This window comes from Geobacillus sp. 47C-IIb (genome assembly GCF_014679705.1).
GTDB lineage: Bacteria > Bacillota > Bacilli > Bacillales > Anoxybacillaceae > Geobacillus > Geobacillus thermodenitrificans.
Map to the genome: position 1 here is coordinate 2025001 of NZ_CP061473.1, position 24479 is coordinate 2049479.

Here is a 24479-nt window from a genome sequence, read left to right on the forward strand (position 1 = left end):
CACCTCGATGTCGGCTCATCGCATCCTGGGGCTGTAGTCGGTCCCAAGGGTTGGGCTGTTCGCCCATTAAAGCGGTACGCGAGCTGGGTTCAGAACGTCGTGAGACAGTTCGGTCCCTATCCGTCGTGGGCGTAGGAAATTTGAGAGGAGCTGTCCTTAGTACGAGAGGACCGGGATGGACGCACCGCTGGTGTACCAGTTGTCCCGCCAGGGGCACCGCTGGGTAGCTATGTGCGGAAGGGATAAGCGCTGAAAGCATCTAAGCGTGAAGCCCCCCTCAAGATGAGATTTCCCATCGCGTTAGGCGAGTAAGATCCCTCGAAGATGACGAGGTCGATAGGTCCGAGGTGGAAGCGTGGCGACACGTGGAGCTGACGGATACTAATCGATCGAGGGCTTAACCTAGAAAAGTGGCGGCCGGAGCTAGACAGTACGAAAAGCGGAGGCTTCTTCCCACTAAACGGTTATCTAGTTTTGAGGGAATGATCCCACAACTTCATATTGCCTAGTGGTGATAGCGGAGAGGAAACACCCGTTCCCATCCCGAACACGGAAGTTAAGCTCTCCAGCGCCGATGGTAGTTGGGGCCAGCGCCCCTGCAAGAGTAGGTCGCTGCTAGGCCAAACAAAAAGCACGTCTTTTTCATTAGGAAAAAAGGCGTGCTTTTTCGTTTATCAGCTGCCTGATGTTTCGTCAGCCAAAAAAACGGATATTCTATAGTTAGTTTGACTTCTCCGGTAACTCTTGCAATTTTTCGTAATACATTATATAGTAAAAACAAGGTCAAATATAGTCAAAGTCAACAAGAAGGCGATGATGCCGGTTTCTCCCTATAGGTCTTCTAGTACAAGATGGCAGCTGGTTTCATCGCTAAGCAGGTTGATTGTGAGGAAGGTGGGAGGTAGAGTGCCAAACATTTCCGACATTATTGAGCAATATTTAAAGCAAGTACTCAATATGAGCGACCAAGATATCGTTGAAATTAAACGGAGCGAGATTGCGAATAAATTTCAATGTGTCCCATCGCAAATTAACTATGTCATTAATACGAGGTTTACTCTTGAGAGAGGGTATATCGTCGAGAGTAAGCGCGGTGGCGGCGGGTATATCCGCATTATGAAAGTGAAGACGAAAAGTGAGGCTCATCTTATTGACCAACTGCTTGAGCTCGTTGGCCATCGCATTAGCCAATCGAATGCTGAAGATGTAGTAAAACGTCTTGTTGAAGAAAAGGTAATTTCGGAGCGGGAAGCGAAAATAATGTTAAGCGTGATGGATCGCTCTGTCTTATACATTGGCTTGCCTGAGCGTGATGAATTGCGGGCGCGCATGTTAAAGGCGATGTTGACGTCGCTGAAGTATAAGTAGGGGAGGGGGAAGCGTTGATTTGCCAAGAATGCAAGCAGCGACCAGCAACGATGCACTTTACGAAAATTGTCAACGGTGAAAAAACGGAATTCCATCTTTGTGAACAATGCTCCAAAGAGCATGGCCACATGTTTATGCTCTACGGTAATGATGACTTTTCGCTCAATAACTTGTTAGCAGGACTGCTCAATTTTCAAGCTCCAATGAAAGAGATGACGGCCAATGCGTTTCCAAATCCCGATTTGCTTCAATGTGAGACATGCAAAATGACGTATCATCAGTTCACGCAAATCGGACGATTCGGCTGCGCTGACTGTTACCGGACGTTTGCCCGCTACTTGCCGCCGATTTTGAAACGGCTTCATAGCGGAAATAACGCCCATTCAGGGAAAATTCCGAAGCGGAAAGGCGGCGTTCTCCATTTACGCAAGCAACTTGCTGTGCTGAAGCAAAAGCTCCAAGAGCTAGTCGCCCGTGAGGAATTTGAACGGGCAGCCGAAGTGCGCGACCAAATCCGCTCTTTAGAGGATGAACTTCGCCAACGCGGAGAGGGGGATATGTAGCGGTATGTCGTTTGAGAAGTTTTTCAATACGGCGGTCAGCGCTTGGATGAGCCAAGAAGGACCCGATTCGGACATTGTTTTGAGCAGTCGCATCCGGTTAGCTCGCAATATTGTTGATTTCCGCTTTCCAACGCTGTTTAGCAGCGAGGAGGCAATGCAAATCGTTGCTCTGTTTGAGCGGACGTTTGCCTACCGTTCATACGGGGGGGCAGGCCGTTTTGAGCTGTTGAAAATGTCGGAGCTTCAACCGATTGAAAAACGGGTATTAGTAGAAAAGCACTTAATTAGCCCACATTTGGCGGAAGACTCTCCATTTGGTGCCTGTCTGCTCTCAGAAAATGAGGAAATTAGCATTATGATCAATGAAGAGGATCATATCCGCATCCAATGCTTATTTCCAGGGCTGCAGCTTGCTGAGGCGCTTGAGGCGGCGAGCGAATTGGACGACTGGATTGAAGGACATGTCAACTATGCTTTCGATGAGCGGCTTGGTTACTTAACAAGTTGCCCTACAAATGTTGGGACAGGACTTCGGGCGTCTGTGATGATGCATCTTCCGGCGCTCGTATTGACTCAACAGATCAACCGCATTATCCCTGCCATCAATCAGCTCGGGCTTGTCGTCCGTGGGACATACGGGGAAGGAAGCGAGGCGTTGGGTAATATTTTCCAGATTTCTAACCAGCTCACGCTTGGAAAGTCGGAGGAGGACATTATCGCTGATTTGCATACGATCGTCCAACAGCTGATTGCCCAAGAAAGAGCGGCCCGTCAGGCATTAGTGAAAACTTTGGGCATACAATTAGAAGACAAGGTGTTCCGCTCATACGGCATATTGGCTAACTGCCGCGTCATCGAGTCGAAAGAAGCGGCGCAATGTTTGTCAGATGTGCGTTTAGGGATCGATTTAGGATATATCAAAAACGTCTCGCGCAACATCTTAAATGAGCTAATGATTTTGACGCAGCCAGGTTTTTTACAGCAATATGCTGGTGGGGCACTCCGCCCCGAGGAACGGGATGTCCGCCGGGCGGCATTAATTCGGGAACGCTTAAAGATGGAAGAACGAAGAAAGATGGAGGGTGATGAACGATGATGTTCGGCAGATTTACGGAACGGGCGCAAAAGGTATTGGCGTTGGCACAGGAAGAAGCCATTCGCCTTGGCCATAACAATATTGGCACAGAGCACATTTTGCTCGGGTTGATCCGCGAAGGAGAAGGAATCGCCGCTAAAGCGCTTATGGCGCTTGGCCTTGGTCCAGATAAAATTCAGAAAGAAGTGGAATCGCTCATTGGCCGCGGGAACGAGGTATCACATACGATTCACTACACACCGCGGGCGAAGAAAGTGATCGAGCTGTCAATGGATGAAGCGCGGAAGCTCGGTCATTCGTACGTCGGCACGGAACATATTTTGCTTGGATTGATCCGCGAGGGCGAAGGAGTGGCCGCCCGCGTGTTAAACAACTTAGGGGTGAGCTTGAACAAGGCGCGCCAACAAGTATTGCAGCTGCTCGGCAGCAATGAATCAGTATCGGGCCATGGTGGTGGAGGTGCCTCGCATGTAAACACGCCGACGCTTGACAGCCTCGCCCGTGATTTAACGGCGATCGCCCGTGAAGGGCGGCTTGATCCGGTCATTGGCCGGAGCAAAGAAATCCAGCGCGTTATTGAAGTGTTGAGCCGACGGACGAAAAACAACCCGGTGCTGATCGGTGAACCGGGTGTCGGGAAAACAGCGATCGCCGAAGGATTGGCTCAACAAATTGTCAATAACGAGGTGCCGGAAACGTTGCGCGACAAGCGGGTCATGACGCTCGATATGGGTACAGTTGTGGCCGGGACGAAATACCGTGGCGAGTTTGAGGATCGGTTGAAAAAAGTGATGGATGAGATTCGCCAAGCAGGCAACATCATTTTGTTCATCGATGAGCTCCATACGCTAATCGGCGCTGGCGGAGCCGAAGGAGCGATCGATGCATCGAACATTTTAAAACCAGCGTTGGCACGTGGCGAACTGCAATGCATTGGAGCGACGACGCTTGATGAGTATCGGAAATATATCGAGAAAGATGCCGCGCTTGAGCGCCGTTTCCAGCCGATTCATGTCGATGAGCCAACTGTGGAAGAATCGATCCAAATTTTAAAAGGGCTGCGCGACCGTTATGAAGCGCACCATCGCGTCTCGATTTCCGATGAGGCGATCGTGCAGGCGGTCAAACTGTCGGACCGTTACATTACCGACCGTTTTCTGCCGGATAAAGCGATCGACTTAATTGATGAAGCTTGCTCAAAAGTGCGCCTCCGCTCGTTCACGGCGCCGCCGAAACTGAAAGAGCTGGAGCAAAAGCTCGAGGAAGTGCGGAAAGAAAAAGACGCGGCCGTACAAAGCCAAGAGTTTGAAAAAGCAGCCTCGTTGCGTGATATGGAACAACGGTTGCGCGAAGAGCTCGAGGAAACAAAACGGGCATGGAAAGAAAAGCAAGGTCAAGAAAATTCTGAGGTGACAGTTGAAGATATTGCTGCAGTTGTCTCAAGTTGGACCGGCATTCCGGTATCGAAACTCGCTGAGACGGAAACGGAGCGGTTGCTCAAGCTTGAAGAAATTTTGCATGCGCGCGTTGTCGGCCAAGACGAGGCGGTCAAAGCGGTTGCAAAAGCCGTGCGCCGTGCCCGGGCCGGTTTGAAAGACCCGAAACGCCCGATCGGTTCGTTTATTTTCCTCGGTCCGACAGGTGTCGGGAAAACAGAATTGGCCCGTGCATTGGCAGAAGCCATGTTTGGCGATGAAGACGCCCTGATCCGCATCGATATGTCCGAGTATATGGAAAAACACTCGACATCGCGGCTCATCGGTTCGCCGCCAGGGTATGTCGGCTACGAAGAAGGCGGCCAGCTGACAGAAAAAGTGCGTCGCAAGCCGTACTCGGTCGTTCTGTTGGATGAAATGGAAAAAGCGCACCCAGACGTATTTAACATTTTGCTGCAAGTATTAGAAGACGGGCGGTTGACTGACTCGAAAGGGCGGACAGTCGACTTCCGCAATACGATTATCATTATGACGTCCAATGTTGGTGCTGATGCGCTGAAACGGAACAAGTACGTCGGCTTTAATATTCAAGATGGGAACCAACAATATAAGGACATGAAAAGCAAAGTGATGGATGAACTGAAAAAAGCGTTCCGTCCGGAGTTTTTGAACCGGATCGACGAAATCATCGTCTTCCATTCACTTGAAAAAGACCATCTGAAACAAATTGTCCGCTTGATGGCTGATACGCTTGTGAAGCGGCTGAAGGAACAAGATATCGATCTTGAACTGACTGAAGCAGCGATTGAGAAAATTGCTGCCGAAGGGTTTGATCTGGAATACGGTGCCCGTCCGCTGCGCCGCGCCTTGCAAAAACATATTGAAGACCGTTTGTCCGAAGAATTATTAAAAGGCACGATCGCCAAAGGTCAAAAAGTTGCTGTCGATGTGAAAGATGGAGAATTTGTCGTGTTGTCGAAACAGGCGGTCGTGTAAAGGAAAAAGGTATGCGGCAGCTTGCTGCCCATACCTTATTTTATATGGAACATGTTGCAGAAAGGGTTAGACGGATGGCGAAAAAGAAAACAAAATTTGTTTGCCAAGAATGCGGGTATGAATCAGCGAAATGGCTCGGTCGTTGCCCGGGCTGCCAAACGTGGAACTCGTTCGTTGAAGAAATCGAGCGGACAAAACCGGCTGTGCGCGGGGCGTTTCTTCATTCGGAACCATCGGGGCCAGCCAAACCAATTCCGATTACGGCTGTTACGGCAGCACAAGAGCCACGCATTGAAACGAAAAGTGTGGAGCTCAATCGGGTGCTTGGCGGAGGAATCGTCAAAGGATCGCTCGTCTTAATCGGCGGTGATCCGGGTATTGGCAAATCGACGTTATTGCTGCAGACATCGGCACAGCTCGCTGCGGCCGGACATACGGTATTGTATATATCCGGTGAAGAGTCGGTGAAGCAAGTGAAGCTGCGCGCTGGGCGTCTTCACGCTGAGTCTCATCAACTGTATGTGTTAGCAGAGGCGGATTTGGAATACATTGTAACAGCAATTGAAACGATTCAGCCTGCTTGTGTGATTGTCGATTCCATTCAGACGATGTACCGAACGGATATTACATCGGCGCCGGGCAGTGTTGCCCAAGTGCGCGAGTGCACCGCTGAGCTAATGAAAATCGCCAAGACGAAAGGCATTGCCATTTTCATTGTTGGCCATGTGACCAAAGAAGGGGCGATCGCCGGGCCGCGCCTGCTTGAGCATATGGTTGATACCGTTCTTTATTTTGAAGGGGAGCGGCATCATACGTACCGCATTTTGCGGGCGGTGAAAAACCGCTTCGGTTCAACGAATGAAATCGGTATTTTTGAAATGCGTGACATCGGGCTGCGCGAAGTAGAAAATCCGTCGGAAGTGTTTTTGGAAGAACGGTCGCGCGGGGCGGCCGGCTCGACAGTTGTCGCGGCAATGGAGGGGACGCGTCCGGTGCTTGTTGAAATTCAGGCGCTCGTTTCGCCAACGAGTTTCGGCAACCCGCGACGGATGGCGACCGGCCTTGATCATAATCGCGTATCGCTGTTAATGGCTGTGCTCGAAAAGCGGGTCGGGCTCCTGTTGCAAAACCAGGATGCTTACTTGAAAGTGGCAGGTGGAGTAAAGCTTGATGAACCGGCAATCGATTTGGCGGTCGCCGTCAGCATTGCCTCGAGCTTCCGCGACCGGCCGACAAATCCAGCCGATGTCATTATCGGCGAAGTCGGCTTGACCGGGGAAGTGCGCCGCGTTTCCCGCATTGAACAGCGCGTGCAAGAAGCCGTCAAATTAGGCTTTTCACGGGTCATTGTACCAAAAAACAATTTGACTGGTTGGCAGCCGCCTGCAGGCGTCAATGTGATCGGTGTTTCGCATGTGGCCGAGGCGCTTGAGCATACGATGTTATAAACGATGTGAAAGGATCGAACCTTTTTGTCTTGCAGACGTAAAACATATAGTGAGAACCGAAGTGAATCGGGCGCTATACCGACACCCACCGCTTATGATTACAAGTAGATGTCAAATGTTCAAAAATGGTTAAAAATTGCTTTCCAATTGGTTTCAAACATTGGAAATTGTTTATAATGTTAGATAGGGAGGTGAAGATGAGCCGATGGTCAAACGTATTGTACAACTATTTTTTCTTGCGGTGGGCGGAACGTTGGGAGCCATGTTTTTGCCCGATTTGCTTGAGCTGTTGAATGTAAGCGGCGTGTCGCTTGTCAATAATTCATACACGCTGGCGGTGTTAGGCGCAGTGGTTTTCTTTTTGCTGACGTTTTGGCTTGTCGATTATGTCGTCGATATGATCCGTTGGGCTGAGGAAACGTTGGTCAAGGCGCCGGTCGCTGATGTGTTATTTGGCAGCCTTGGGCTGATTTTTGGTCTTATTATCGCATTTTTAGTCGTTATGCCGTTGCAGTCGTTTCACATTCAAGTGTTGAATACAGTGTTACCGATTTTTTTAACTGTGCTGCTTGGCTATTTAGGATTTCGCGTTGGTTTAAAGAAACGGAATGAGCTGATGAACTTATTTTCTCTTTCCAATCGAATGACGAAGAAAAAAGGTGGAGAAGTCGAAAACGAAGCGTCTAAAGGCGGAGCAGTGAAAATTTTAGACACAAGCGTCATCATTGATGGGCGGATTGCGGACATCTGCCAAACCGGATTTCTTGAAGGACCGCTTGTCATTCCCCGCTTTGTGCTAGAGGAGCTCCAGCATATCGCTGATTCTTCCGACGTACTGAAGCGAAACCGCGGTCGCCGTGGCTTAGATATTTTAAACCGCATCCAAAAAGAGATGGCGATGAAGGTGGAAATTCACGAAGCGGATTTCAGTGATGTGCAGGAAGTCGATAGCAAGCTCGTTAAACTGGCGAAACAGCTTCAAGGAGTTGTCGTTACGAACGATTTTAATTTAAACAAAGTGTGTGAACTGCAAAATGTGCGCGTCCTCAATATTAACGACTTAGCAAACGCTGTTAAACCGGTCGTGCTGCCGGGTGAAGAGCTGAATGTGCACGTCATCAAAGACGGGAAAGAGCATAACCAGGGTGTCGCCTATTTGGACGATGGGACGATGATCGTCGTCGAAGATGGCAAAGAATATATCGGCAAACGGGTTGACGTCTTGGTCACGAGCGTGTTACAAACATCTGCGGGGAGAATGATTTTTGCCAAACTAAAACTGCTGCAAAAGGCGCTGTAAAAAGAACAGGGGAAACGTCTAATGAATTACGAAGCGATCGTATTAGCGGCCGGACAAGGAAAACGGATGAACGCCGGCATGAACAAGCAATTTATTGAACTTGGCGGCGAGCCGCTCATTGTCCGAACGCTGAAAGTGTTCGATGGTGATGAGCGATGCAACGGCATTGTGCTTGTCGTCAATCCAACTGAGCGAGGCCAGTTCGAACAACTTTTCGAGCGCTACCGCATTCGAAAAGTAGTGGCATTCGCCGATGGTGGACAGGAGCGGCAGCATAGTGTTTATAACGGGCTGCAGGCGCTGAGGAGTGGGGAGATTGTCCTCATTCACGACGGTGCCCGCCCGTTTGTGCGTATCGGGCATTTGCATGAGCTGGCGGATGCCGCTGTTCAATATGGGGCGGCTATTCCAGCAGTGAGGGTAAAAGACACGATCAAAAAAGTGGACGGTTTGTTTGTCGAACAGACGATTGATCGTTCCAGCTTGTGGGCGGTGCAAACGCCACAAGCTTTTCGTCTGTCTTTGATCATGGAAGCGCATGAAGAGGCGAAAAAAGCCGGTTACCTCGGCACAGATGATGCCAGCCTTGTTGAGCGGCTCGGCAGGCCGGTGAAAATCTTAGAAGGGGACTACCGCAATATTAAGCTGACAACTCCGGAGGACCTTTTATTTGCTGAGGCGATTTTAGCAAGCCGCATCGCAGAGTAGATGGGGGTGAAGAGATGTTTCGCATTGGACAAGGGTTTGACGTCCATCAATTCGTTGAAGGGCGTCCGCTCATCATTGGGGGCGTACATATTCCGTATGAGAAAGGGCTGCTTGGCCATTCCGATGCCGATGTGCTGCTTCACGCGGTAGCGGATGCATGCCTTGGAGCGATTGGCGCTGGCGATATTGGCCGGCATTTTCCGGATACGGATCCGCGCTATAAAGACGCTGATTCAGCCGAGTTGCTTGCTCACGTATGGTCGCTCGTCCGGCAAGAAGGGTATGTGTTAGTGAACGCAGACTGCACCATTATCGCACAAAAGCCGAAGATGGCGCCGTACATTGAGGAGATGAAGACGGTGATCGCCCGGTTGCTCGAAGTCGAACGTTCGCAAGTCAATGTGAAGGCGACAACGACAGAAAAGCTTGGGTTCACTGGGCGCGAAGAAGGCATTGCTGCTCAAGTGGTTGTGTTGCTGCAAAAGAGCGAGGCATAATGTTTGGCTTTGTTATGATCGCTTGAGAAGCAGCGGTACAACGGGAAGCATTTCGTTCTCCGTTTTTTTGCTGGGGGACGTTTACGTGTTGTGCGGAAGAGTCCGGTGTCAGCGGCATGGTGCCGTTAAGGTGAGCCTTCCGTTTTGAACTTTGCCACGATAAACGGTACAATAATAGCACAAGCTTTGATGGAATTGGAGGTTTGGACGATGGCAAAAAACGTGCGCGTGCGCTATGCGCCGAGCCCGACTGGCCATTTGCATATCGGTGGGGCACGGACAGCGCTGTTTAACTATTTGTTTGCCCGCCATTACGGCGGAAAAATGATCGTCCGCATCGAAGATACGGATATTGAACGGAACGTTGAAGGCGGCGAAGAGTCGCAGCTTGAAAACTTAAAATGGCTTGGCATCGATTATGACGAATCGATTGATAAGGACGGCGGATATGGGCCGTATCGTCAGACGGAACGGCTCGATATCTATCGGAAGTATGTGAACGAGCTGCTTGAACAAGGGCATGCGTATAAATGTTTTTGTACACCGGAAGAGCTCGAGCGGGAACGTGAGGAGCAACGGGCGGCAGGTATTGCTGCTCCGCAATACAGCGGCAAATGCCGCCATTTAACGCCGGAGCAAGTTGCCGAGCTTGAAGCACAAGGAAAACCGTATACGATCCGCTTGAAAGTGCCGGAAGGGAAAACGTATGAAGTAGATGATTTAGTGCGCGGTAAAGTGACGTTTGAATCGAAAGACATCGGCGATTGGGTCATTGTGAAGGCGAACGGTATTCCGACGTACAACTTTGCCGTTGTCATTGATGACCATTTGATGGAAATCAGCCATGTGTTCCGCGGTGAGGAGCATTTATCCAACACGCCGAAACAGCTAATGGTGTACGAATATTTCGGTTGGGAGCCACCGCAATTCGCCCATATGACATTGATTGTCAACGAGCAGCGGAAAAAGCTATCCAAGCGCGATGAATCGATTATCCAGTTCGTGTCGCAATATAAAGAGCTCGGCTATTTGCCGGAGGCGATGTTCAACTTTTTCGCCCTTCTTGGCTGGTCGCCGGAAGGAGAAGAAGAAATTTTTACGAAGGACGAGCTCATCCGCATTTTTGATGTCGCCCGGCTGTCGAAATCGCCGTCGATGTTTGATACGAAAAAGCTGACATGGATGAACAACCAATATATCAAAAAGCTGGATCTCGACAGGCTTGTCGAGCTGGCGTTGCCGCATTTAGTGAAAGCCGGACGCCTGCCGGCAGATATGAGTGATGAGCAGCGGCAATGGGCACGCGATTTGATTGCCTTGTACCAAGAGCAAATGAGCTACGGTGCGGAGATCGTTTCGCTGTCCGAGCTGTTCTTTAAAGAAGAAGTCGAATACGAAGACGAAGCCCGCCAAGTGCTCGCCGAAGAACAAGTACCGGATGTGCTCTCCGCCTTTTTGGCGAATGTGCGTGAGCTTGAGCCGTTTACGGCGGATGAGATTAAAGCAGCGATCAAAGCAGTGCAAAAATCGACAGGGCAAAAAGGCAAGAAGCTGTTTATGCCGATTCGCGCCGCAGTGACTGGGCAAACACACGGACCGGAACTGCCGTTTGCCATCCAACTGCTTGGCAAACAAAAGGTGATTGAACGGCTCGAACGGGCACTGCATGAAAAATTTTAATCAGTCTTTTATGCACGTTTGTTTTGTAGCTGTGGTATAATAATAAAAAGTTTTTGGCTGAACAAGTACACATCATGACAAAGCGTTGACGAGGAGAAGTAGGAGACATCGGCATTCCAGAGAGAACCGCCTTGGCTGGGAGCGGTTTATGCCCGGTGTTGTCTGAAATGCGCCTCGGAGTCTCCTTTCGAACCGGAACAGAGACGTTCTGCAGTAGAGGGGAGCGGAGTATCTCCGTTATCAGACTCAAAGTGAGCGAAACAGCGCATCCGTTTCGCTAAACAGAGTGGAACCGCGCCAAAAGCGTCTCTGTGTCTTCGGCACAGAGACGCTTTTTATTCATCTATATTGACAATAGAATGGAGGGAGGATGCTATGTTTAAAACATTAAAAGAAGACATCGAAGTGATTTTCGATCAAGATCCGGCAGCAAGAAGCTATTTGGAAGTCATTTTAACGTATTCCGGCTTGCATGCCATCTGGGCACACCGGATCGCCCATGCGCTTTACAAACGGAAATTTTTCTTTCTTGCCCGTTTGATTTCGCAAATTAGCCGCTTTTTCACTGGCATTGAAATACATCCAGGCGCAAAAATCGGCCGCCGCTTTTTCATCGATCATGGCATGGGAGTGGTGATTGGTGAGACGTGCGAAATTGGCGACAACGTCACCGTCTATCAAGGGGTTACATTAGGCGGGACGGGGAAAGAAAAAGGGAAACGCCATCCGACGATTAAAGACAACTGTTTGATCGCTGCCGGGGCGAAAGTGCTCGGTTCGATTACAATTGGGGAAAATTCCAAAATTGGCGCTGGGTCGGTTGTGTTAAAAGATGTGCCGCCCAACTCAACGGTTGTCGGCATCCCTGGCCGTGTTGTGGTGCGCGACGGGGTAAAAGTGAAAAAAGATTTAAATCATACCGATTTGCCGGACCCGATCGCGGACCGATTCCGGGAGCTTGAGGCTGAAATCGCCCGGCTGCAAAGCGAGCTTGAGGCATTGAAACAACATGAAAGGAAGAGCGAATATGAGCAGTATCCGACTTTATAATACGTTGACGCGAAAAAAGGAAACGTTTGAGCCGCTCGAACCGAACAAAGTGAAAATGTATGTATGTGGCCCGACGGTCTATAATTATATTCATATCGGCAATGCTCGCGCCGCTATCGTCTTTGATACGATCCGCCGTTATTTAGAGTTCCGCGGTTATGATGTGACGTATGTATCCAACTTTACTGATGTCGACGACAAGCTAATCAGGGCGGCCCGCGAGCTTGGTGAGAGCGTGCCGGCGATCGCCGAGCGGTTTATTGAGGCGTATTTTGAGGACATTGAGGCGCTCGGCTGCAAAAAAGCAGATATCCATCCGCGCGTGACGGAAAATATCGAAACGATTATCGAATTCATTCAAGCGCTCATTGACAAAGGCTATGCGTACGAAGTCGATGGTGACGTATACTATCGGACGCGCAAGTTTGATGGCTACGGCAAATTGTCGCATCAGTCGATCGATGAGCTACAAGCGGGGGCGCGCATCGAAGTTGGGGAAAAGAAAGATGATCCACTCGATTTTGCTCTTTGGAAAGCAGCGAAAGAAGGAGAGATTTCTTGGGACAGCCCATGGGGGAAAGGGCGGCCCGGTTGGCATATCGAATGTTCAGCGATGGCGCGCAAATATTTAGGAGATACGATCGACATTCATGCTGGCGGCCAAGACTTAACGTTTCCACACCATGAAAACGAAATTGCCCAATCGGAAGCACTGACCGGCAAACCGTTTGCGAAATATTGGCTGCACAATGGGTATTTAAATATTAACAATGAAAAAATGTCCAAGTCGCTTGGCAACTTTGTACTTGTTCACGATATCATCCGGCAGATTGACCCACAAGTGTTGCGTTTCTTTATGCTGTCGGTGCACTATCGCCACCCGATCAACTATAGCGAGGAGCTGCTTGAGAGCGCTCGGCGTGGTCTCGAACGCTTGAGGACAGCATACGGTAATTTGCAGCACCGGCTTGGGGCGAGCACGAACTTAACCGATAACGACGGCGAGTGGCTTTCGCGCCTCGCGGATATCCGCGCCTCGTTCATTCGTGAAATGGACGATGATTTCAACACAGCAAACGGCATTGCGGTCTTGTTCGAGCTCGCCAAACAAGCGAACTTGTATTTGCAGGAGAAAACGACATCCGAGAATGTCATTCACGCGTTTTTGCGCGAATTTGAGCAGCTGATGGATGTACTCGGCCTTACTTTGAAACAAGAGGAGTTGCTTGACGAAGAAATTGAGGCGCTGATCCGCCAGCGCAATGAAGCGCGGAAAAATCGTGACTTTGCCTTAGCCGACCGCATCCGCGACGAGTTGAAAGCAAAAAATATCATTTTGGAAGATACGCCGCAAGGGACGAGATGGAAACGGGGATCGTAAACGATGGCACAGTTTGAAATCATCCATGATGTGAAACAATTAAATGGCTTGGCGCTCGCCTATATTGGCGACGCCGTTTACGAGGTGTATGTGCGCCGCCATTTGCTTGCGACTGGTAACGTTCGGCCGCATGAGCTGCATCGGCGGGCGATCCGCTATGTGTCGGCGCGGGCGCAGGCGAAAGTCATTTTAGCTTTGCTTGATGAAGACGCGCTGACCGATGAGGAGAAAGCCATCGTCCGCCGCGGCCGCAATGCCAAATCTGGCACGACTCCGAAAAACACGGATGTTCAGACGTATCGGCATAGTACAGCGTTTGAAGCGTTAATCGGGTACCATTTTTTAAGGAATGATGAGAAGCGAGTCGATGAGCTGATCGGCCGTTCATTTGCCATTATTGAAAGGGAAGAAAGGGCGTTGGAATGATGGAGTACATTATCGGCAGAAATCCGGTTATTGAAGCGCTCAAATCCGGGCGCGACATCAATAAAATTTGGATCGCCGAAGGGGCACATCGTCACGCCGTCGAGCCCGTCCTCGACTGGGCGAAGCGGCGGGGGGTGATCGTCCAATATGTCCCGAAGCGCAAGCTCGACCAAATGGCTGAAGGGGCGCACCAAGGAGTTATCGCCCAAGTGGCGGCGTACCGCTACTATGAGGTGGATGACTTATTCGCCCGCGCCGCTGAACGCGGCGAGGCGCCGTTTTTCCTCGTGTTGGACGAGCTTGAGGATCCACATAATTTAGGGGCCATCATGCGTACAGCCGATGCGGTCGGGGCTCATGGTGTCATCATCCCGAAGCGGCGTTCAGTCGGGCTGACGCCAACGGTCGCAAAGGCGTCAACTGGAGCGATTGAGCACATTCCGGTTGCGCGTGTGACGAACTTGGCACGGACGATCGACGAGTTGAAGGAGCGGGGAGTTTGGGTGGCCGGAACCGACGCAGCTGCCAAAGATGATTACCGTTCACTTGACGGTACGATGCCGTTGGCGCTTGTGATTGGCAGTGAGGGCAAAGGCATTAGCCGTTTAGTGCTCGAAAAGTGTGATTTTTTATTCCGGCTGCCGATGCGCGGTCATGTCACCTCGCTCAACGCTTCCGTTGCCGCCAGCCTACTTATGTATGAGGTGTACCGGAAGCGGTATCCATTAGGGGAATAGCTGATGAACATTTTGATTGTTGACGGCTATAACATCATTGGGGCATGGCCGGTGCTGCGCCAGTTAAAAGAAGAGGGCGATCTAGCTGCAGCAAGGGATTTGCTGATTGATAAAATGGCTGATTACAAAGGGTTTACTGGGGATCATGTCATGATCGTGTTTGACGCCCATCTCGTGCCAGGGAATGAGAAAAAATATAAAAATTACGATGTTGACGTTATTTTTACAAAGGAAAATGAGACGGCCGATGAACGGATTGAACGGTTGGCAAAAACGTTAATGAACGCGCGCACAAAGGTATATGTAGCGACATCTGATTATACTGAGCAATGGACAGTGTTTAGCCAAGGTGCCCTGCGCAAATCGGCACGCGAACTGCTGTACGAAATCGAGGCGGTTGAGCGGGATATTTCCAAAAAACTGAAGGAGATCAAGCAGCACACCCCCATCTCGAAAATGCCGCTCAATGATCGAGTTGCCGAAATTTTTGAAAAATGGAGAAGAGGGCAAAAATGAGCGGTTGACGCTGTAAAAATTTGTACTGTATAATAAATATTAGCGATTGATGCGGTCGGGGGGATCAGCGTGGGGGAATGCTTCAGAGTAGACAATGTCAGAGACTACCAAAAGTTGGATGATGAACAACTTGTCGCACTCGTTCATCAAGGGGATGGGGAAGCGCTTGATTTTTTAATTCACAAATACCAAAACTTTGTGCGCGCCAAAGCCCGCTCGTATTTTTTAGTCGGAGCCGATCGGGAAGATATTGTGCAGGAAGGGATGATCGGGCTGTATAAGGCAGTCCGCGATTTTAAAGGGGACAAGCTCTCCTCATTTAAAGCGTTTGCAGAGCTTTGTATCACAAGGCAAATGATCACCGCTATTAAAACAGCGACCCGCCAAAAACATATCCCGCTCAACTCTTACGTTTCTTTAGACAAGCCCATTTACGATGACGAATCAGACCGGACGCTCATGGATGTGTTGTCCGGTACACAAGCGACGGATCCGGAAGAATTGATTGTCAACCGCGAGGAAGTCGACGATATTGAGCTGAAGATGGCGGAGCTGCTAAGCGATCTAGAGCGGAAAGTGCTTGCCTTATATTTAGATGGGCGCTCGTACCAAGAAATTTCGGAAGAGTTGAACCGCCATGTCAAATCGATCGACAACGCTTTGCAACGTGTGAAGCGGAAGCTCGAGAAATATTTGGAATATCGGGAGATTAGCTTATAAGCAGCGTACCATCCTGAGGCAAAGGAAGACCAAAAGATAGCATTGACAGCAGAAACATGGGTATGATAAATTTTTATGGACATCCTGCGGAAACGGTGAAATGTTTATGCGCCAAAAAGTAACCCTGGCTTGCGAGCAGTGCGGAAGCCGAAATTATACAACGACAAAACAGATGGGCCGCCTCGGTGAGCGCCTGACGGCCAACAAATTTTGCTCAGTATGCAACAAACATACCGTCCATCGCGAAACGAAATGAGCGGTGGCGACAGTTTTGAGCAATCGTGGAGGTACGAGTGATGCAGCGAGTAACCAACTTTTTTAAAGAGGTCGTACGCGAACTGAAAAAGGTAAGTTGGCCAAACCGGAAGGAGTTAGTCAACTATACGGCGGTTGTGTTGGCCACGGTGGCGTTTTTCACCGTCTTTTTTGCCGTTATCGATCTCGGAATTTCACAGTTAATTCGCCTTGTGTTTGAATAAGAGGGCGAATGATATGCTATAATGAAAGATAATCGTAAGAGTATGGAACCCGGCAACGGGTTTTTGTTTTGCATAAAAAATGAAAACCGCCCTAGGGAGGCTCGCTGATGGAGAAAAACTGGTATGTCGTCCATACATATTCAGGATACGAAAATAAAGTGAAAGCGAACTTGGAAAAACGTGTTGAATCAATGGGGATGCAAGATAAAATTTTCCGTGTTGTCGTCCCCGAGGAGACGGAGACGGACATTAAGAATGGAAAGCGGAAAACGACGAAAAAGAAAGTGTTCCCTGGTTATGTGCTTGTTGAAATGGTCATGACCGACGATTCATGGTACGTTGTGCGCAACACACCGGGCGTTACCGGGTTTGTCGGTTCAAGTGGAGCAGGTTCGAAACCGACACCGCTCATGGAAGAAGAAGTAAAACTGATTTTAAAACGGATGGGCATGCCGCTCGCTGAGGTGGATGTCGACTACGAGGTGAACGAGACCGTCCGGATTAAAGAAGGGCCATTTGCGAATTTCACTGGAAAAGTTGAAGCGATTGACCCTGATAAACAGAAAGTAAAACTGCTTGTCGACATGTTCGGACGCGAAACGCGGGTGGAGCTGGAGTTTTCACAAATAGAAAAAATCTAATGGCAAAGAACTTGCAATCACTATTGAAAAGTGATAATATTTTAAAGTCAGTATGTCTTGGGTCTTAGACAAGGCATACAGCGATGAACTTATACCCGCTGTATAAGGGAGCAAACGTGCTTTATGCGCTGATCCTCTCGATGGAAACGGGAGATATGGAGACGGCTCGTTAGACTGGAGCCGAATGAGTGGGAGGGGCAATCCCTATTACCACATCACGGACTTAAGGAGGTGTGTCTCGTGGCGAAAAAAGTAATCAAGATCGTCAAACTGCAAATTCCTGCAGGAAAAGCGAATCCGGCGCCGCCAGTAGGTCCTGCGCTAGGTCAAGCCGGTGTTAATATTATGGCGTTTTGTAAAGAGTTTAATGCCCGTACCGCTGACCAAGCAGGGTTGATCATTCCGGTTGAAATTACGGTTTTTGAAGACCGTTCATTTACATTCATCACCAAAACGCCGCCAGCCGCTGTATTGCTGAAAAAAGCGGCCGGCATTGAATCGGGCTCCGGCGAACCGAACCGCAATAAAGTGGCGACGATCAAACGCGACAAAGTGCGTGAGATCGCTGAGCTGAAAATGCCGGATTTGAATGCAGCGAGCATTGAAGCAGCCATGCGCATGGTTGAAGGTACGGCTCGCAGCATGGGCATCGTGATTGAAGACTAAGGCCAGCGTGTTGTCCGGGGAGGTTGCGTATTCCGCAACCTCTCTCTCCATGGGCAAAAAAAGCGTTTGCTATTTGTTGGGTTAAGGATAGACCGCCTCAGCAGGCGGCTTTTCGCTGAATGGTGTACCTTCGAAAGAGACGAAGGTTGTTTCGTCGTGGGAGGTTTTTTCCGTTAAAACCACAATCAAGGAGGATTTTGACATGCCGAAAAGAGGGAAAAAGTACTTAGAAGCGTTGAAGCTCGTTGACCGCTTCAAAGCATACCCGGTTGCCGAAGCGATCGAGCTTGTGAAAAAAACGAACGTCGCTAAATTTGACGCGACGGTTGAAGTTGCGTTTCGTTTAGGTGTTGACCCGAAAAAAGCGGATCAACAAATTCGCGGTGCTGTCGTTCTGCCGCACGGTACAGGGAAAGTGGCACGCGTGTTAGTGTTCGCGAAAGGGGAAAAAGCGAAAGAAGCAGAAGCAGCTGGCGCTGACTATGTCGGCGATACGGAATATATCAACAAAATCCAACAAGGTTGGTTTGACTTCGATGTTGTTGTGGCCACGCCGGACATGATGGGTGAAGTCGGTAAACTTGGCCGCATTTTAGGACCGAAAGGGTTAATGCCAAACCCGAAAACTGGTACGGTTACATTTGATGTGACGAAAGCCGTGCAAGAAATCAAAGCCGGTAAAGTAGAATACCGCGTTGATAAAGCTGGTAACATTCATGTGCCGATCGGCAAAGTCTCGTTTGACAACGAAAAACTAGCTGAAAACTTCGCAACGATTTACGAAGCGATTTTGAAAGCAAAACCGGCAGCAGCTAAAGGGACGTATGTCAAAAACGTAACGATTACGTCGACAATGGGTCCTGGCATTAAAGTTGACCCGACGACCGTAGCGGTTGCACAATAAACGGTTGACTTTTGTCGCTTAGTCTGATAGAATGCCATTTGGTTGAACAAACGAATATCATTTGTACCGTAGACAGTAGGTGCCTTTTCGGGCTTAATTTCCTACCGAGGTATGTGGACGATAGACAGCGCGCCATCGATCGCGGCGCGTTGAACGATACCTCCATGTCTACGTGGCATGGGGGTTTTTCATTGAACTACCGAACGGTATAAGTGGTATTCCGCTATTTTCTTTGCAGGAGGTGCAGGACGTGTCGAGCGCGATTGAACTGAAAAAACAAGTGGTCGCTGAGATCGCGGATAAATTCCGTGCCAGCAAGGCGACTGTCATCGTCGATTACCGCGGCTTGAACGTGGCGGAAATGACCGAGCTGCGCAAACAGTTGCGCGAAGCAGGTATTGAGTTCAAAGTGTACAAAAACACGATGACCCGCCGGGCGCTCGCGGAAATCGGCCTGGAAGGATTGGATGAGGTGTTTACCGGCCCGAACGCCATTGCGTTCAGCAATGAAGATGTTGTAGCGCCGGCGAAAATTTTAAGCGAATTTGCGAAAACGCATGAGGCGTTGGAAATCAAAGGTGGCGTTATTGAAGGAAGCGTCGCTAGCAAAGAAGAAATCGACGCCTTGGCGAAACTTCCATCCCGCGAAGGGTTGCTCTCGATGTTGCTTAGCGTTCTTCAAGCCCCGATCCGCAACTTTGCGCTTGCGGTTAAAGCGGTGGCCGACAAACAAGAGGAACAAGGCGCGTAATGGCGCATATCGATGTGCATAACGAATATTAACACAAGGAGGAAACGATGATGACGAAAGAACAAATCATTGAAGCAGTGAAAAATATGACGGTATTGGAATTAAATGAATTAGTAAAAGCTATTGAAGAAGAATTCGGCGTAACGGCTGCAGCTCCGGTTGTTGTTGCTGGCGGTGCGGCAGCTGGCGGTGAAGCAGCAGCTGAGAAAACAGAATTCGATGTTATCCTTGCTGATGCTGGTGCGCAAAAAATTAAAGTTATCAAAGTTGTTCGTGAAATCACTGGCCTCGGCTTGAAAGAAGCAAAAGACTTAGTTGACAACACGCCGAAACCGCTCAAAGAAGCTGTTTCGAAAGAAGAAGCTGAAGAAATTAAAGCAAAACTTGAAGAAGTTGGCGCGAAAGTTGAAGTGAAGTAATCGTGTCGCTATAAAAAAGGGGCTGACCCAGGCAAGGGGCGGCCTCTTTTTTGTTACACTATATATCGGGGGCTAATGCAGCTTATCAACAGAGGAGGGATGATTGTGAGCGAACATTATTACTCAGCTAACCCGACGTCTGAGCGAAATCCCCAAACGTGGACGTTTACTTTGCGCGGACATGAATTCCGCTTTACGACCGACAGTGGGGTCTTTTCAAAGCGCGAGGTTGATTTCGGTACGCGTTTACTGATTGAAACGTTTCAAGAACCGGACGTTGCCGGTGATTTGTTAGATGTCGGTTGCGGGTACGGCCCGATCGGCCTCGCTTTAGCCAAATCGTTTCCCGATCGGCGCGTCCAGATGATCGATGTCAATGAACGGGCGTTAGAGCTAGCGGAAGAAAACAAGCAAGCAAACGGTATCCATAATGCCATCATTTATAAAAGCGACTTGTTTTCAGAAGTTGGGGAACAGCGATTTGCGGCAGTGATCACCAATCCGCCGATTCGGGCTGGCAAGCGGGTCGTCCATGCGATCTTTGAGCAAAGCCGAGCGCACCTAGTTGATAATGGAGAGCTGTGGGTTGTCATTCGAAAGAAGCAAGGTGCCCCATCCGCACTGCAAAAGCTGAAAGAATGGTTTGTGGCTGTTGAGGTTGTTGCGAAGAAAAAAGGATATTATATCATAAAGACGAAAAAATGTTGACACCGTTTTTTTATTGTGGTAACATTATAGAATGCTAAATATGCACATTTCCTGTGTAAAGGGGATGACGTATAATTTTGGACGCAATGGAAAAAATGATAAAATCAATAAATAGCTAAACATATGGTTTTCTACTGGATAGAAACCATTTTCTTTTTTTCGCCATCTAACATCTGGTTTCCTCGCGCCGGGAGCATGTTGAATCCCCTTAACGAAACGGTGGTGCCACAGCCAAGCCGTTTCCATCCGGACGGCGGGGGGCCGGCCGCATGCATGCCTAGCGCTGTGCCTCGGAAGACGGAGCGGCCATAATGCCTTGGCGGCATATCTCGCCAAGCGAGATGGATGGGCACGATGTTCCGCTTCCGGTTTTCACTAATGTCTACATTTGAGGGGTGAATCACTCTTGACAGGCCGACTAGTTCAATATGGGCGACACCGCCAAAGAAGAAGTTATGCACGCATTAGCGAAGTGCTGGAATTGCCGAACTTAATTGAAATTCAAACGTCCTCCTATCAATGGTTTCTCGATGAAGGGCTGCGGGAAATGTTCAAAGAAATTTCCCCGATCGAAGATTTTTCTGGCAATCTTTCTCTTGAATTTATCGACTATAGCTTAGGGGAGCCGAAATACTCGGTTGAAGAGGCAAAAGAACGCGATGTTACATATGCAGCACCGCTTCGCGTGAAAGTCCGCCTCATCAATAAAGAGACGGGCGAAGTGAAAGAACAAGACGTGTTTATGGGCGATTTCCCACTGATGACGGAAACCGGCACGTTTATCATCAACGGAGCGGAACGCGTCATCGTCTCTCAGCTCGTTCGCTCGCCAAGCGTCTATTATAGTGATAAAGTCGATAAAAATGGGAAACGCGGCTATTCGGCAACAGTGATTCCGAACCGCGGCGCATGGCTTGAATATGAAACCGATGCGAAAGACGTCGTTTACGTTCGTATCGACCGCACCCGTAAACTTCCTGTTACGGTGCTTCTTCGTGCGCTCGGGTTCAGCTCCGATCAAGAAATCATCGACTTGCTTGGTGATAACGAATATTTGCGCAATACGCTCGAAAAAGATAATACCGACAGCACGGAAAAAGCGTTGATCGAAATTTATGAGCGTCTCCGCCCGGGTGAACCACCGACGCTAGAGAATGCGAAAAGCTTGCTCGCGTCACGCTTTTTTGACCCGAAACGCTACGATCTAGCTAGCGTAGGACGCTATAAAATCAACAAAAAACTTCATATTAAAAACCGTTTGTTTAACCAGCGGTTGGCGGAAACGATTGCTGATCCGGAAACAGGAGAAATCATCGCCGAAGCTGGAACGATGATCGACCGCCGGACGCTGAACCGTCTGTTGCCTTATTTAGAAAAAGGTGCCGGGTTGCAGACGTACCGGCCGACTGAAGGGGTAGCCGACGGACAAATTTCAGTGCAAACGGTAAAAATCTATGCGCCAAATGACCCAGACAATGAAAAAGTCATCAACATTATCGGCAATGGTTTTATTGCTGAGGATGTGAAACATATTACACCGGCGGATATTATTGCGTCGATCAGCTATTTCTTTAACTTGCTTCACGGTGTTGGCGATACGGATGATATCGACCATTTGGGTAATCGTCGCCTTCGTTCGGTCGGCGAACTGTTGCAAAACCAATTCCGTATCGGTTTGTCGCGCATGGAACGCGTCGTGCGCGAGCGCATGTCAATCCAAGATGCGAACACGATTACACCGCAGCAACTGATCAACATTCGCCCGGTGATTGCGGCGGTTAAAGAGTTTTTCGGCAGCTCACAGCTGTCACAGTTTATGGATCAAACGAACCCATTGGCTGAGTTGACGCATAAACGCCGTCTTTCTGCGCTTGGTCCTGGCGGATTGACGCGGGAGCGCGCCGGATTTGAAGTGCGTGACGTTCACTATTCTCACTATGGACGGATGTGTCCGATCGAGACGCCAGAAGGTCCGAACATCGGGTTGATTAACTCACTGTCTACCTACGCGAAAGTAAACAAATTCGGCTTTATTGAAACACCATACCGACGCGTCGATCCGGAGACAGGGAAAGTTACGGATCAAATTGATTATTTAACGGCCGACGAGGAAGACAACTATGTCGTGGCGCAAGCGAACGTGCCGCTTGCGGAAGATGGAACGTTCCTTGAGGAAAACGTCATCGCTCGTTTCCGCGGTGAAAACATTGTCGTCAAACGCGAGCGCGTCGACTATATGGACGTTTCGCCAAAGCAAGTTGTTTCTGCAGCAACGGCATGTATTCCGTTTTTGGAAAACGACGACTCGAACCGCGCCTTGATGGGGGCGAACATGCAGCGTCAAGCGGTACCGCTGTTGCAGCCAGAGGCGCCGATCGTCGGTACTGGAATGGAGTACGTCTCAGCGAAAGATTCGGGAGCAGCGATCATCTGCAAGCATCGCGGCATCGTTGAGCGCGTTGAGGCAAAAGAAATTTGGGTGCGTCGGCTCATTGAAGTAGACGGCAAAGAAGTCAAGGGAGATTTAGATAAATACCGCTTGCTCAAATTCGTTCGTTCGAACCAAGGTACATGCTACAATCAGCGTCCGATTGTGAAAAAAGGCGACATCGTCGAAAAAGGGGAAATTTTAGCTGACGGTCCATCCATGGACAAAGGCGAGCTGGCACTCGGCCGCAACGTGCTTGTCGCCTTTATGACATGGGATGGCTACAACTACGAAGACGCGATCATTATGAGCGAACGGCTCGTCAAAGAAGACGTATATACGTCGATCCATATTGAGGAATATGAGGCGGAATCGCGCGACACGAAGCTTGGTCCGGAAGAAATTACGCGCGACATCCCGAACGTGGGCGAGGACGCGTTGAAAAACTTGGATGAGCGCGGCATTGTCCGCATTGGGGCGGAAGTAAAAGACGGCGACTTGCTCGTTGGTAAAGTGACGCCAAAAGGAATGACTGAGTTGACGGCCGAGGAGCGGCTGTTGCACGCGATTTTCGGTGAAAAAGCGCGCGAGGTGCGCGACACATCGCTGCGTGTCCCGCACGGTGGCGGCGGCATTGTCCTCGATGTGAAAGTATTCAATCGCGAAGATGGTGACGAGCTCCCGCCAGGTGTCAACCAGCTTGTCCGTGTCTACATTGTGCAAAAACGGAAAATTTCCGAAGGTGACAAAATGGCGGGTCGTCACGGGAACAAAGGGGTTATTTCCCGTATTCTTCCGGAAGAAGATATGCCGTTCCTGCCAGACGGCACGCCGATCGATATCATGTTAAACCCGCTCGGCGTTCCGTCGCGGATGAACATCGGGCAAGTGTTTGAGCTGCATCTTGGTATGGCAGCCAAAAAGCTCGGTTTGCATATTGCTTCCCCGGTCTTTGACGGAGCCACGGAGGAAGATGTGTGGAACATTCTCGAAGAGGCTGGCATGGCTCGCGATGCAAAAACCGTGCTCTATGACGGTCGGACAGGGGAACCGTTTGACAACCGCGTGTCGGTCGGAATCATGTATATGATTAAGCTTGCCCACATGGTTGATGACAAGCTTCACGCCCGTTCAACTGGCCCGTATTCGCTCGTCACCCAGCAGCCGCTTGGCGGTAAGGCGCAATTTGGCGGTCAGCGCTTTGGTGAGATGGAAGTATGGGCGCTTGAGGCATATGGGGCGGCATATACGCTGCAAGAAATTTTGACCGTCAAGTCCGACGATGTCGTTGGCCGTGTCAAAACGTACGAGGCGATCGTCAAAGGGGAAAACATTCCAGAACCGGGTGTACCGGAGTCGTTTAAAGTATTGATTAAAGAACTCCAAAGCTTGGGTATGGACGTTACGATTTTGACGAGCGATGAACAAGAAATCAACATGGAAAACTTTGATGATGACGACGACCATGCGCCGGATGCCATCATGGTAGACGTTAAGCCGGTCGAATCGGAAGAAGCTGACGAAGAAAAAAATGCGGTAACGAAAGAGTAACCGACAATGA

Annotated in this window: 24 protein-coding genes, 2 rRNA genes and 2 other annotated features (1 of these 28 running past the window's edge); all 26 genes read left to right on the forward strand. The window is 49.6% G+C overall.

Translation table 11 applies throughout. The annotated features are described in order from the left end of the window. A 23S ribosomal RNA gene (locus tag IC804_RS10275) occupies positions 1 to 405 on the forward strand; it begins 2523 nt to the left of the window's first position. 99 nt (positions 406 to 504) lie between these two features. Then, a 5S ribosomal RNA gene (gene rrf, locus IC804_RS10280) occupies positions 505 to 621 on the forward strand. A gap of 285 nt (positions 622 to 906) precedes the next feature. Then, positions 907 to 1368, forward strand: coding sequence for a transcriptional regulator CtsR (gene ctsR, locus IC804_RS10285; protein ID WP_029761781.1), 462 nt, complete (start codon positions 907 to 909; stop codon positions 1366 to 1368). A gap of 14 nt (positions 1369 to 1382) precedes the next feature. Then, the gene (locus tag IC804_RS10290) at positions 1383 to 1931 is read left to right on the forward strand and encodes a protein-arginine kinase activator protein McsA (protein ID WP_008882051.1); all 549 of its coding nucleotides are present in this window, start codon (positions 1383 to 1385) and stop codon (positions 1929 to 1931) included. A gap of 4 nt (positions 1932 to 1935) precedes the next feature. Continuing rightward, positions 1936 to 3027: a protein-arginine kinase McsB gene (locus IC804_RS10295; RefSeq protein WP_011886620.1), complete on the forward strand. Its 1092-nt coding sequence runs from the start codon at positions 1936 to 1938 to the stop codon at positions 3025 to 3027. Then, a complete protein-coding gene (clpC, locus tag IC804_RS10300; RefSeq protein ID WP_029761780.1) occupies positions 3024 to 5459 on the forward strand; it encodes an ATP-dependent protease ATP-binding subunit ClpC in 2436 nt (811 codons plus the stop codon). The genes IC804_RS10295 and clpC overlap by 4 nt, the downstream gene beginning before the upstream one ends. Positions 5460 to 5533: 74 nt before the next feature. Continuing rightward, entirely contained in the window at positions 5534 to 6907 is a 1374-nt protein-coding gene (radA, locus tag IC804_RS10305; RefSeq protein WP_029761778.1) for a DNA repair protein RadA, read from the forward strand. 205 nt (positions 6908 to 7112) lie between these two features. Beyond that, entirely contained in the window at positions 7113 to 8207 is a 1095-nt protein-coding gene (locus IC804_RS10310; RefSeq protein WP_008882047.1) for a PIN/TRAM domain-containing protein, read from the forward strand. A gap of 21 nt (positions 8208 to 8228) precedes the next feature. Further along, on the forward strand, positions 8229 to 8915 hold the full coding sequence (ispD, locus tag IC804_RS10315; protein WP_029761777.1) for a 2-C-methyl-D-erythritol 4-phosphate cytidylyltransferase: 687 nt from the start codon (positions 8229 to 8231) through the stop codon (positions 8913 to 8915). A gap of 14 nt (positions 8916 to 8929) precedes the next feature. Beyond that, complete coding sequence (gene ispF / locus IC804_RS10320) at positions 8930 to 9412, forward strand: 2-C-methyl-D-erythritol 2,4-cyclodiphosphate synthase (RefSeq protein WP_029761776.1); 483 nt, start codon at positions 8930 to 8932, stop codon at positions 9410 to 9412. A gap of 210 nt (positions 9413 to 9622) precedes the next feature. Beyond that, positions 9623 to 11092: a glutamate--tRNA ligase gene (gltX, locus tag IC804_RS10325; RefSeq protein WP_029761775.1), complete on the forward strand. Its 1470-nt coding sequence runs from the start codon at positions 9623 to 9625 to the stop codon at positions 11090 to 11092. Positions 11093 to 11168: 76 nt separating this feature from the next. Next, positions 11169 to 11406 (forward strand) — a binding site (T-box leader). 61 nt (positions 11407 to 11467) lie between these two features. Next, complete coding sequence (cysE, locus tag IC804_RS10330) at positions 11468 to 12142, forward strand: serine O-acetyltransferase (RefSeq protein WP_008882042.1); 675 nt, start codon at positions 11468 to 11470, stop codon at positions 12140 to 12142. Further along, positions 12120 to 13523 (forward strand): cysteine--tRNA ligase, encoded by a 1404-nt coding sequence (gene cysS / locus IC804_RS10335; protein ID WP_008882041.1) that lies wholly within the window; start codon positions 12120 to 12122, stop codon positions 13521 to 13523. The genes cysE and cysS overlap by 23 nt, the downstream gene beginning before the upstream one ends. Before the next feature lie 3 nt (positions 13524 to 13526). Further along, complete coding sequence (locus IC804_RS10340; RefSeq protein ID WP_008882040.1) at positions 13527 to 13949, forward strand: Mini-ribonuclease 3; 423 nt, start codon at positions 13527 to 13529, stop codon at positions 13947 to 13949. Next, positions 13949 to 14686 (forward strand): 23S rRNA (guanosine(2251)-2'-O)-methyltransferase RlmB, encoded by a 738-nt coding sequence (rlmB, locus tag IC804_RS10345; RefSeq protein WP_035499806.1) that lies wholly within the window; start codon positions 13949 to 13951, stop codon positions 14684 to 14686. Before IC804_RS10340 ends, rlmB begins: the two co-directional genes overlap by 1 nt. Positions 14687 to 14689: 3 nt before the next feature. Beyond that, a complete protein-coding gene (locus IC804_RS10350) occupies positions 14690 to 15202 on the forward strand; it encodes an NYN domain-containing protein (protein ID WP_008882038.1) in 513 nt (170 codons plus the stop codon). A gap of 69 nt (positions 15203 to 15271) precedes the next feature. Beyond that, positions 15272 to 15922 carry an RNA polymerase sporulation sigma factor SigH gene (gene sigH / locus IC804_RS10355; protein ID WP_008882037.1) on the forward strand — a complete coding sequence of 217 codons (651 nt, stop codon included), beginning with the start codon at positions 15272 to 15274 and terminating at the stop codon, positions 15920 to 15922. A 106-nt stretch (positions 15923 to 16028) separates the two neighbouring features. Continuing rightward, positions 16029 to 16178 (forward strand): 50S ribosomal protein L33, encoded by a 150-nt coding sequence (gene rpmG, locus IC804_RS10360; RefSeq protein WP_011886625.1) that lies wholly within the window; start codon positions 16029 to 16031, stop codon positions 16176 to 16178. A gap of 40 nt (positions 16179 to 16218) precedes the next feature. Beyond that, positions 16219 to 16401: a preprotein translocase subunit SecE gene (secE, locus tag IC804_RS10365; protein ID WP_008882036.1), complete on the forward strand. Its 183-nt coding sequence runs from the start codon at positions 16219 to 16221 to the stop codon at positions 16399 to 16401. Between the two features lie 107 nt (positions 16402 to 16508). Further along, positions 16509 to 17042 carry a transcription termination/antitermination protein NusG gene (gene nusG / locus IC804_RS10370; RefSeq protein ID WP_008882035.1) on the forward strand — a complete coding sequence of 178 codons (534 nt, stop codon included), beginning with the start codon at positions 16509 to 16511 and terminating at the stop codon, positions 17040 to 17042. A 240-nt stretch (positions 17043 to 17282) separates the two neighbouring features. Then, a complete protein-coding gene (gene rplK / locus IC804_RS10375) occupies positions 17283 to 17708 on the forward strand; it encodes a 50S ribosomal protein L11 (protein ID WP_008882034.1) in 426 nt (141 codons plus the stop codon). A 202-nt stretch (positions 17709 to 17910) separates the two neighbouring features. Next, positions 17911 to 18612: a 50S ribosomal protein L1 gene (rplA, locus tag IC804_RS10380; protein WP_011886627.1), complete on the forward strand. Its 702-nt coding sequence runs from the start codon at positions 17911 to 17913 to the stop codon at positions 18610 to 18612. 48 nt (positions 18613 to 18660) lie between these two features. Further along, positions 18661 to 18811 (forward strand) — a sequence feature (ribosomal protein L10 leader region). A 51-nt stretch (positions 18812 to 18862) separates the two neighbouring features. After that, positions 18863 to 19363 carry a 50S ribosomal protein L10 gene (gene rplJ / locus IC804_RS10385; RefSeq protein WP_008882031.1) on the forward strand — a complete coding sequence of 167 codons (501 nt, stop codon included), beginning with the start codon at positions 18863 to 18865 and terminating at the stop codon, positions 19361 to 19363. A gap of 50 nt (positions 19364 to 19413) precedes the next feature. Continuing rightward, positions 19414 to 19782: a 50S ribosomal protein L7/L12 gene (gene rplL, locus IC804_RS10390; RefSeq protein WP_029761771.1), complete on the forward strand. Its 369-nt coding sequence runs from the start codon at positions 19414 to 19416 to the stop codon at positions 19780 to 19782. Between the two features lie 105 nt (positions 19783 to 19887). After that, positions 19888 to 20490, forward strand: a complete 603-nt coding sequence (locus IC804_RS10395; RefSeq protein WP_081157332.1) for a class I SAM-dependent methyltransferase — start codon at positions 19888 to 19890, stop codon at positions 20488 to 20490. Between the two features lie 406 nt (positions 20491 to 20896). Further along, complete coding sequence (gene rpoB, locus IC804_RS10400; RefSeq protein WP_081157331.1) at positions 20897 to 24469, forward strand: DNA-directed RNA polymerase subunit beta; 3573 nt, start codon at positions 20897 to 20899, stop codon at positions 24467 to 24469. Positions 24470 to 24479: the final 10 nt, after the last annotated feature.

Bases quoted from the DNA above. Each gene is read 5' to 3' on its own strand.
- IC804_RS10295 (WP_011886620.1), top strand. From the start codon at position 1,936: ATGTCGTTTGAGAAGTTTTTCAATACGGCGGTCAGCGCTTGGATGAGC.
- clpC (WP_029761780.1), top strand. From the start codon at position 3,024: ATGATGTTCGGCAGATTTACGGAACGGGCGCAAAAGGTATTGGCGTTG.
- radA (WP_029761778.1), top strand. From the start codon at position 5,534: ATGGCGAAAAAGAAAACAAAATTTGTTTGCCAAGAATGCGGGTATGAA.
- IC804_RS10310 (WP_008882047.1), top strand. From the start codon at position 7,113: ATGGTCAAACGTATTGTACAACTATTTTTTCTTGCGGTGGGCGGAACG.
- ispD (WP_029761777.1), top strand. From the start codon at position 8,229: ATGAATTACGAAGCGATCGTATTAGCGGCCGGACAAGGAAAACGGATG.
- ispF (WP_029761776.1), top strand. From the start codon at position 8,930: ATGTTTCGCATTGGACAAGGGTTTGACGTCCATCAATTCGTTGAAGGG.
- gltX (WP_029761775.1), top strand. From the start codon at position 9,623: ATGGCAAAAAACGTGCGCGTGCGCTATGCGCCGAGCCCGACTGGCCAT.
- cysE (WP_008882042.1), top strand. From the start codon at position 11,468: ATGTTTAAAACATTAAAAGAAGACATCGAAGTGATTTTCGATCAAGAT.
- cysS (WP_008882041.1), top strand. From the start codon at position 12,120: ATGAGCAGTATCCGACTTTATAATACGTTGACGCGAAAAAAGGAAACG.
- IC804_RS10340 (WP_008882040.1), top strand. From the start codon at position 13,527: ATGGCACAGTTTGAAATCATCCATGATGTGAAACAATTAAATGGCTTG.
- rlmB (WP_035499806.1), top strand. From the start codon at position 13,949: ATGGAGTACATTATCGGCAGAAATCCGGTTATTGAAGCGCTCAAATCC.
- IC804_RS10350 (WP_008882038.1), top strand. From the start codon at position 14,690: ATGAACATTTTGATTGTTGACGGCTATAACATCATTGGGGCATGGCCG.
- rpmG (WP_011886625.1), top strand. From the start codon at position 16,029: ATGCGCCAAAAAGTAACCCTGGCTTGCGAGCAGTGCGGAAGCCGAAAT.
- secE (WP_008882036.1), top strand. From the start codon at position 16,219: ATGCAGCGAGTAACCAACTTTTTTAAAGAGGTCGTACGCGAACTGAAA.
- nusG (WP_008882035.1), top strand. From the start codon at position 16,509: ATGGAGAAAAACTGGTATGTCGTCCATACATATTCAGGATACGAAAAT.
- rplA (WP_011886627.1), top strand. From the start codon at position 17,911: ATGCCGAAAAGAGGGAAAAAGTACTTAGAAGCGTTGAAGCTCGTTGAC.
- rplL (WP_029761771.1), top strand. From the start codon at position 19,414: ATGACGAAAGAACAAATCATTGAAGCAGTGAAAAATATGACGGTATTG.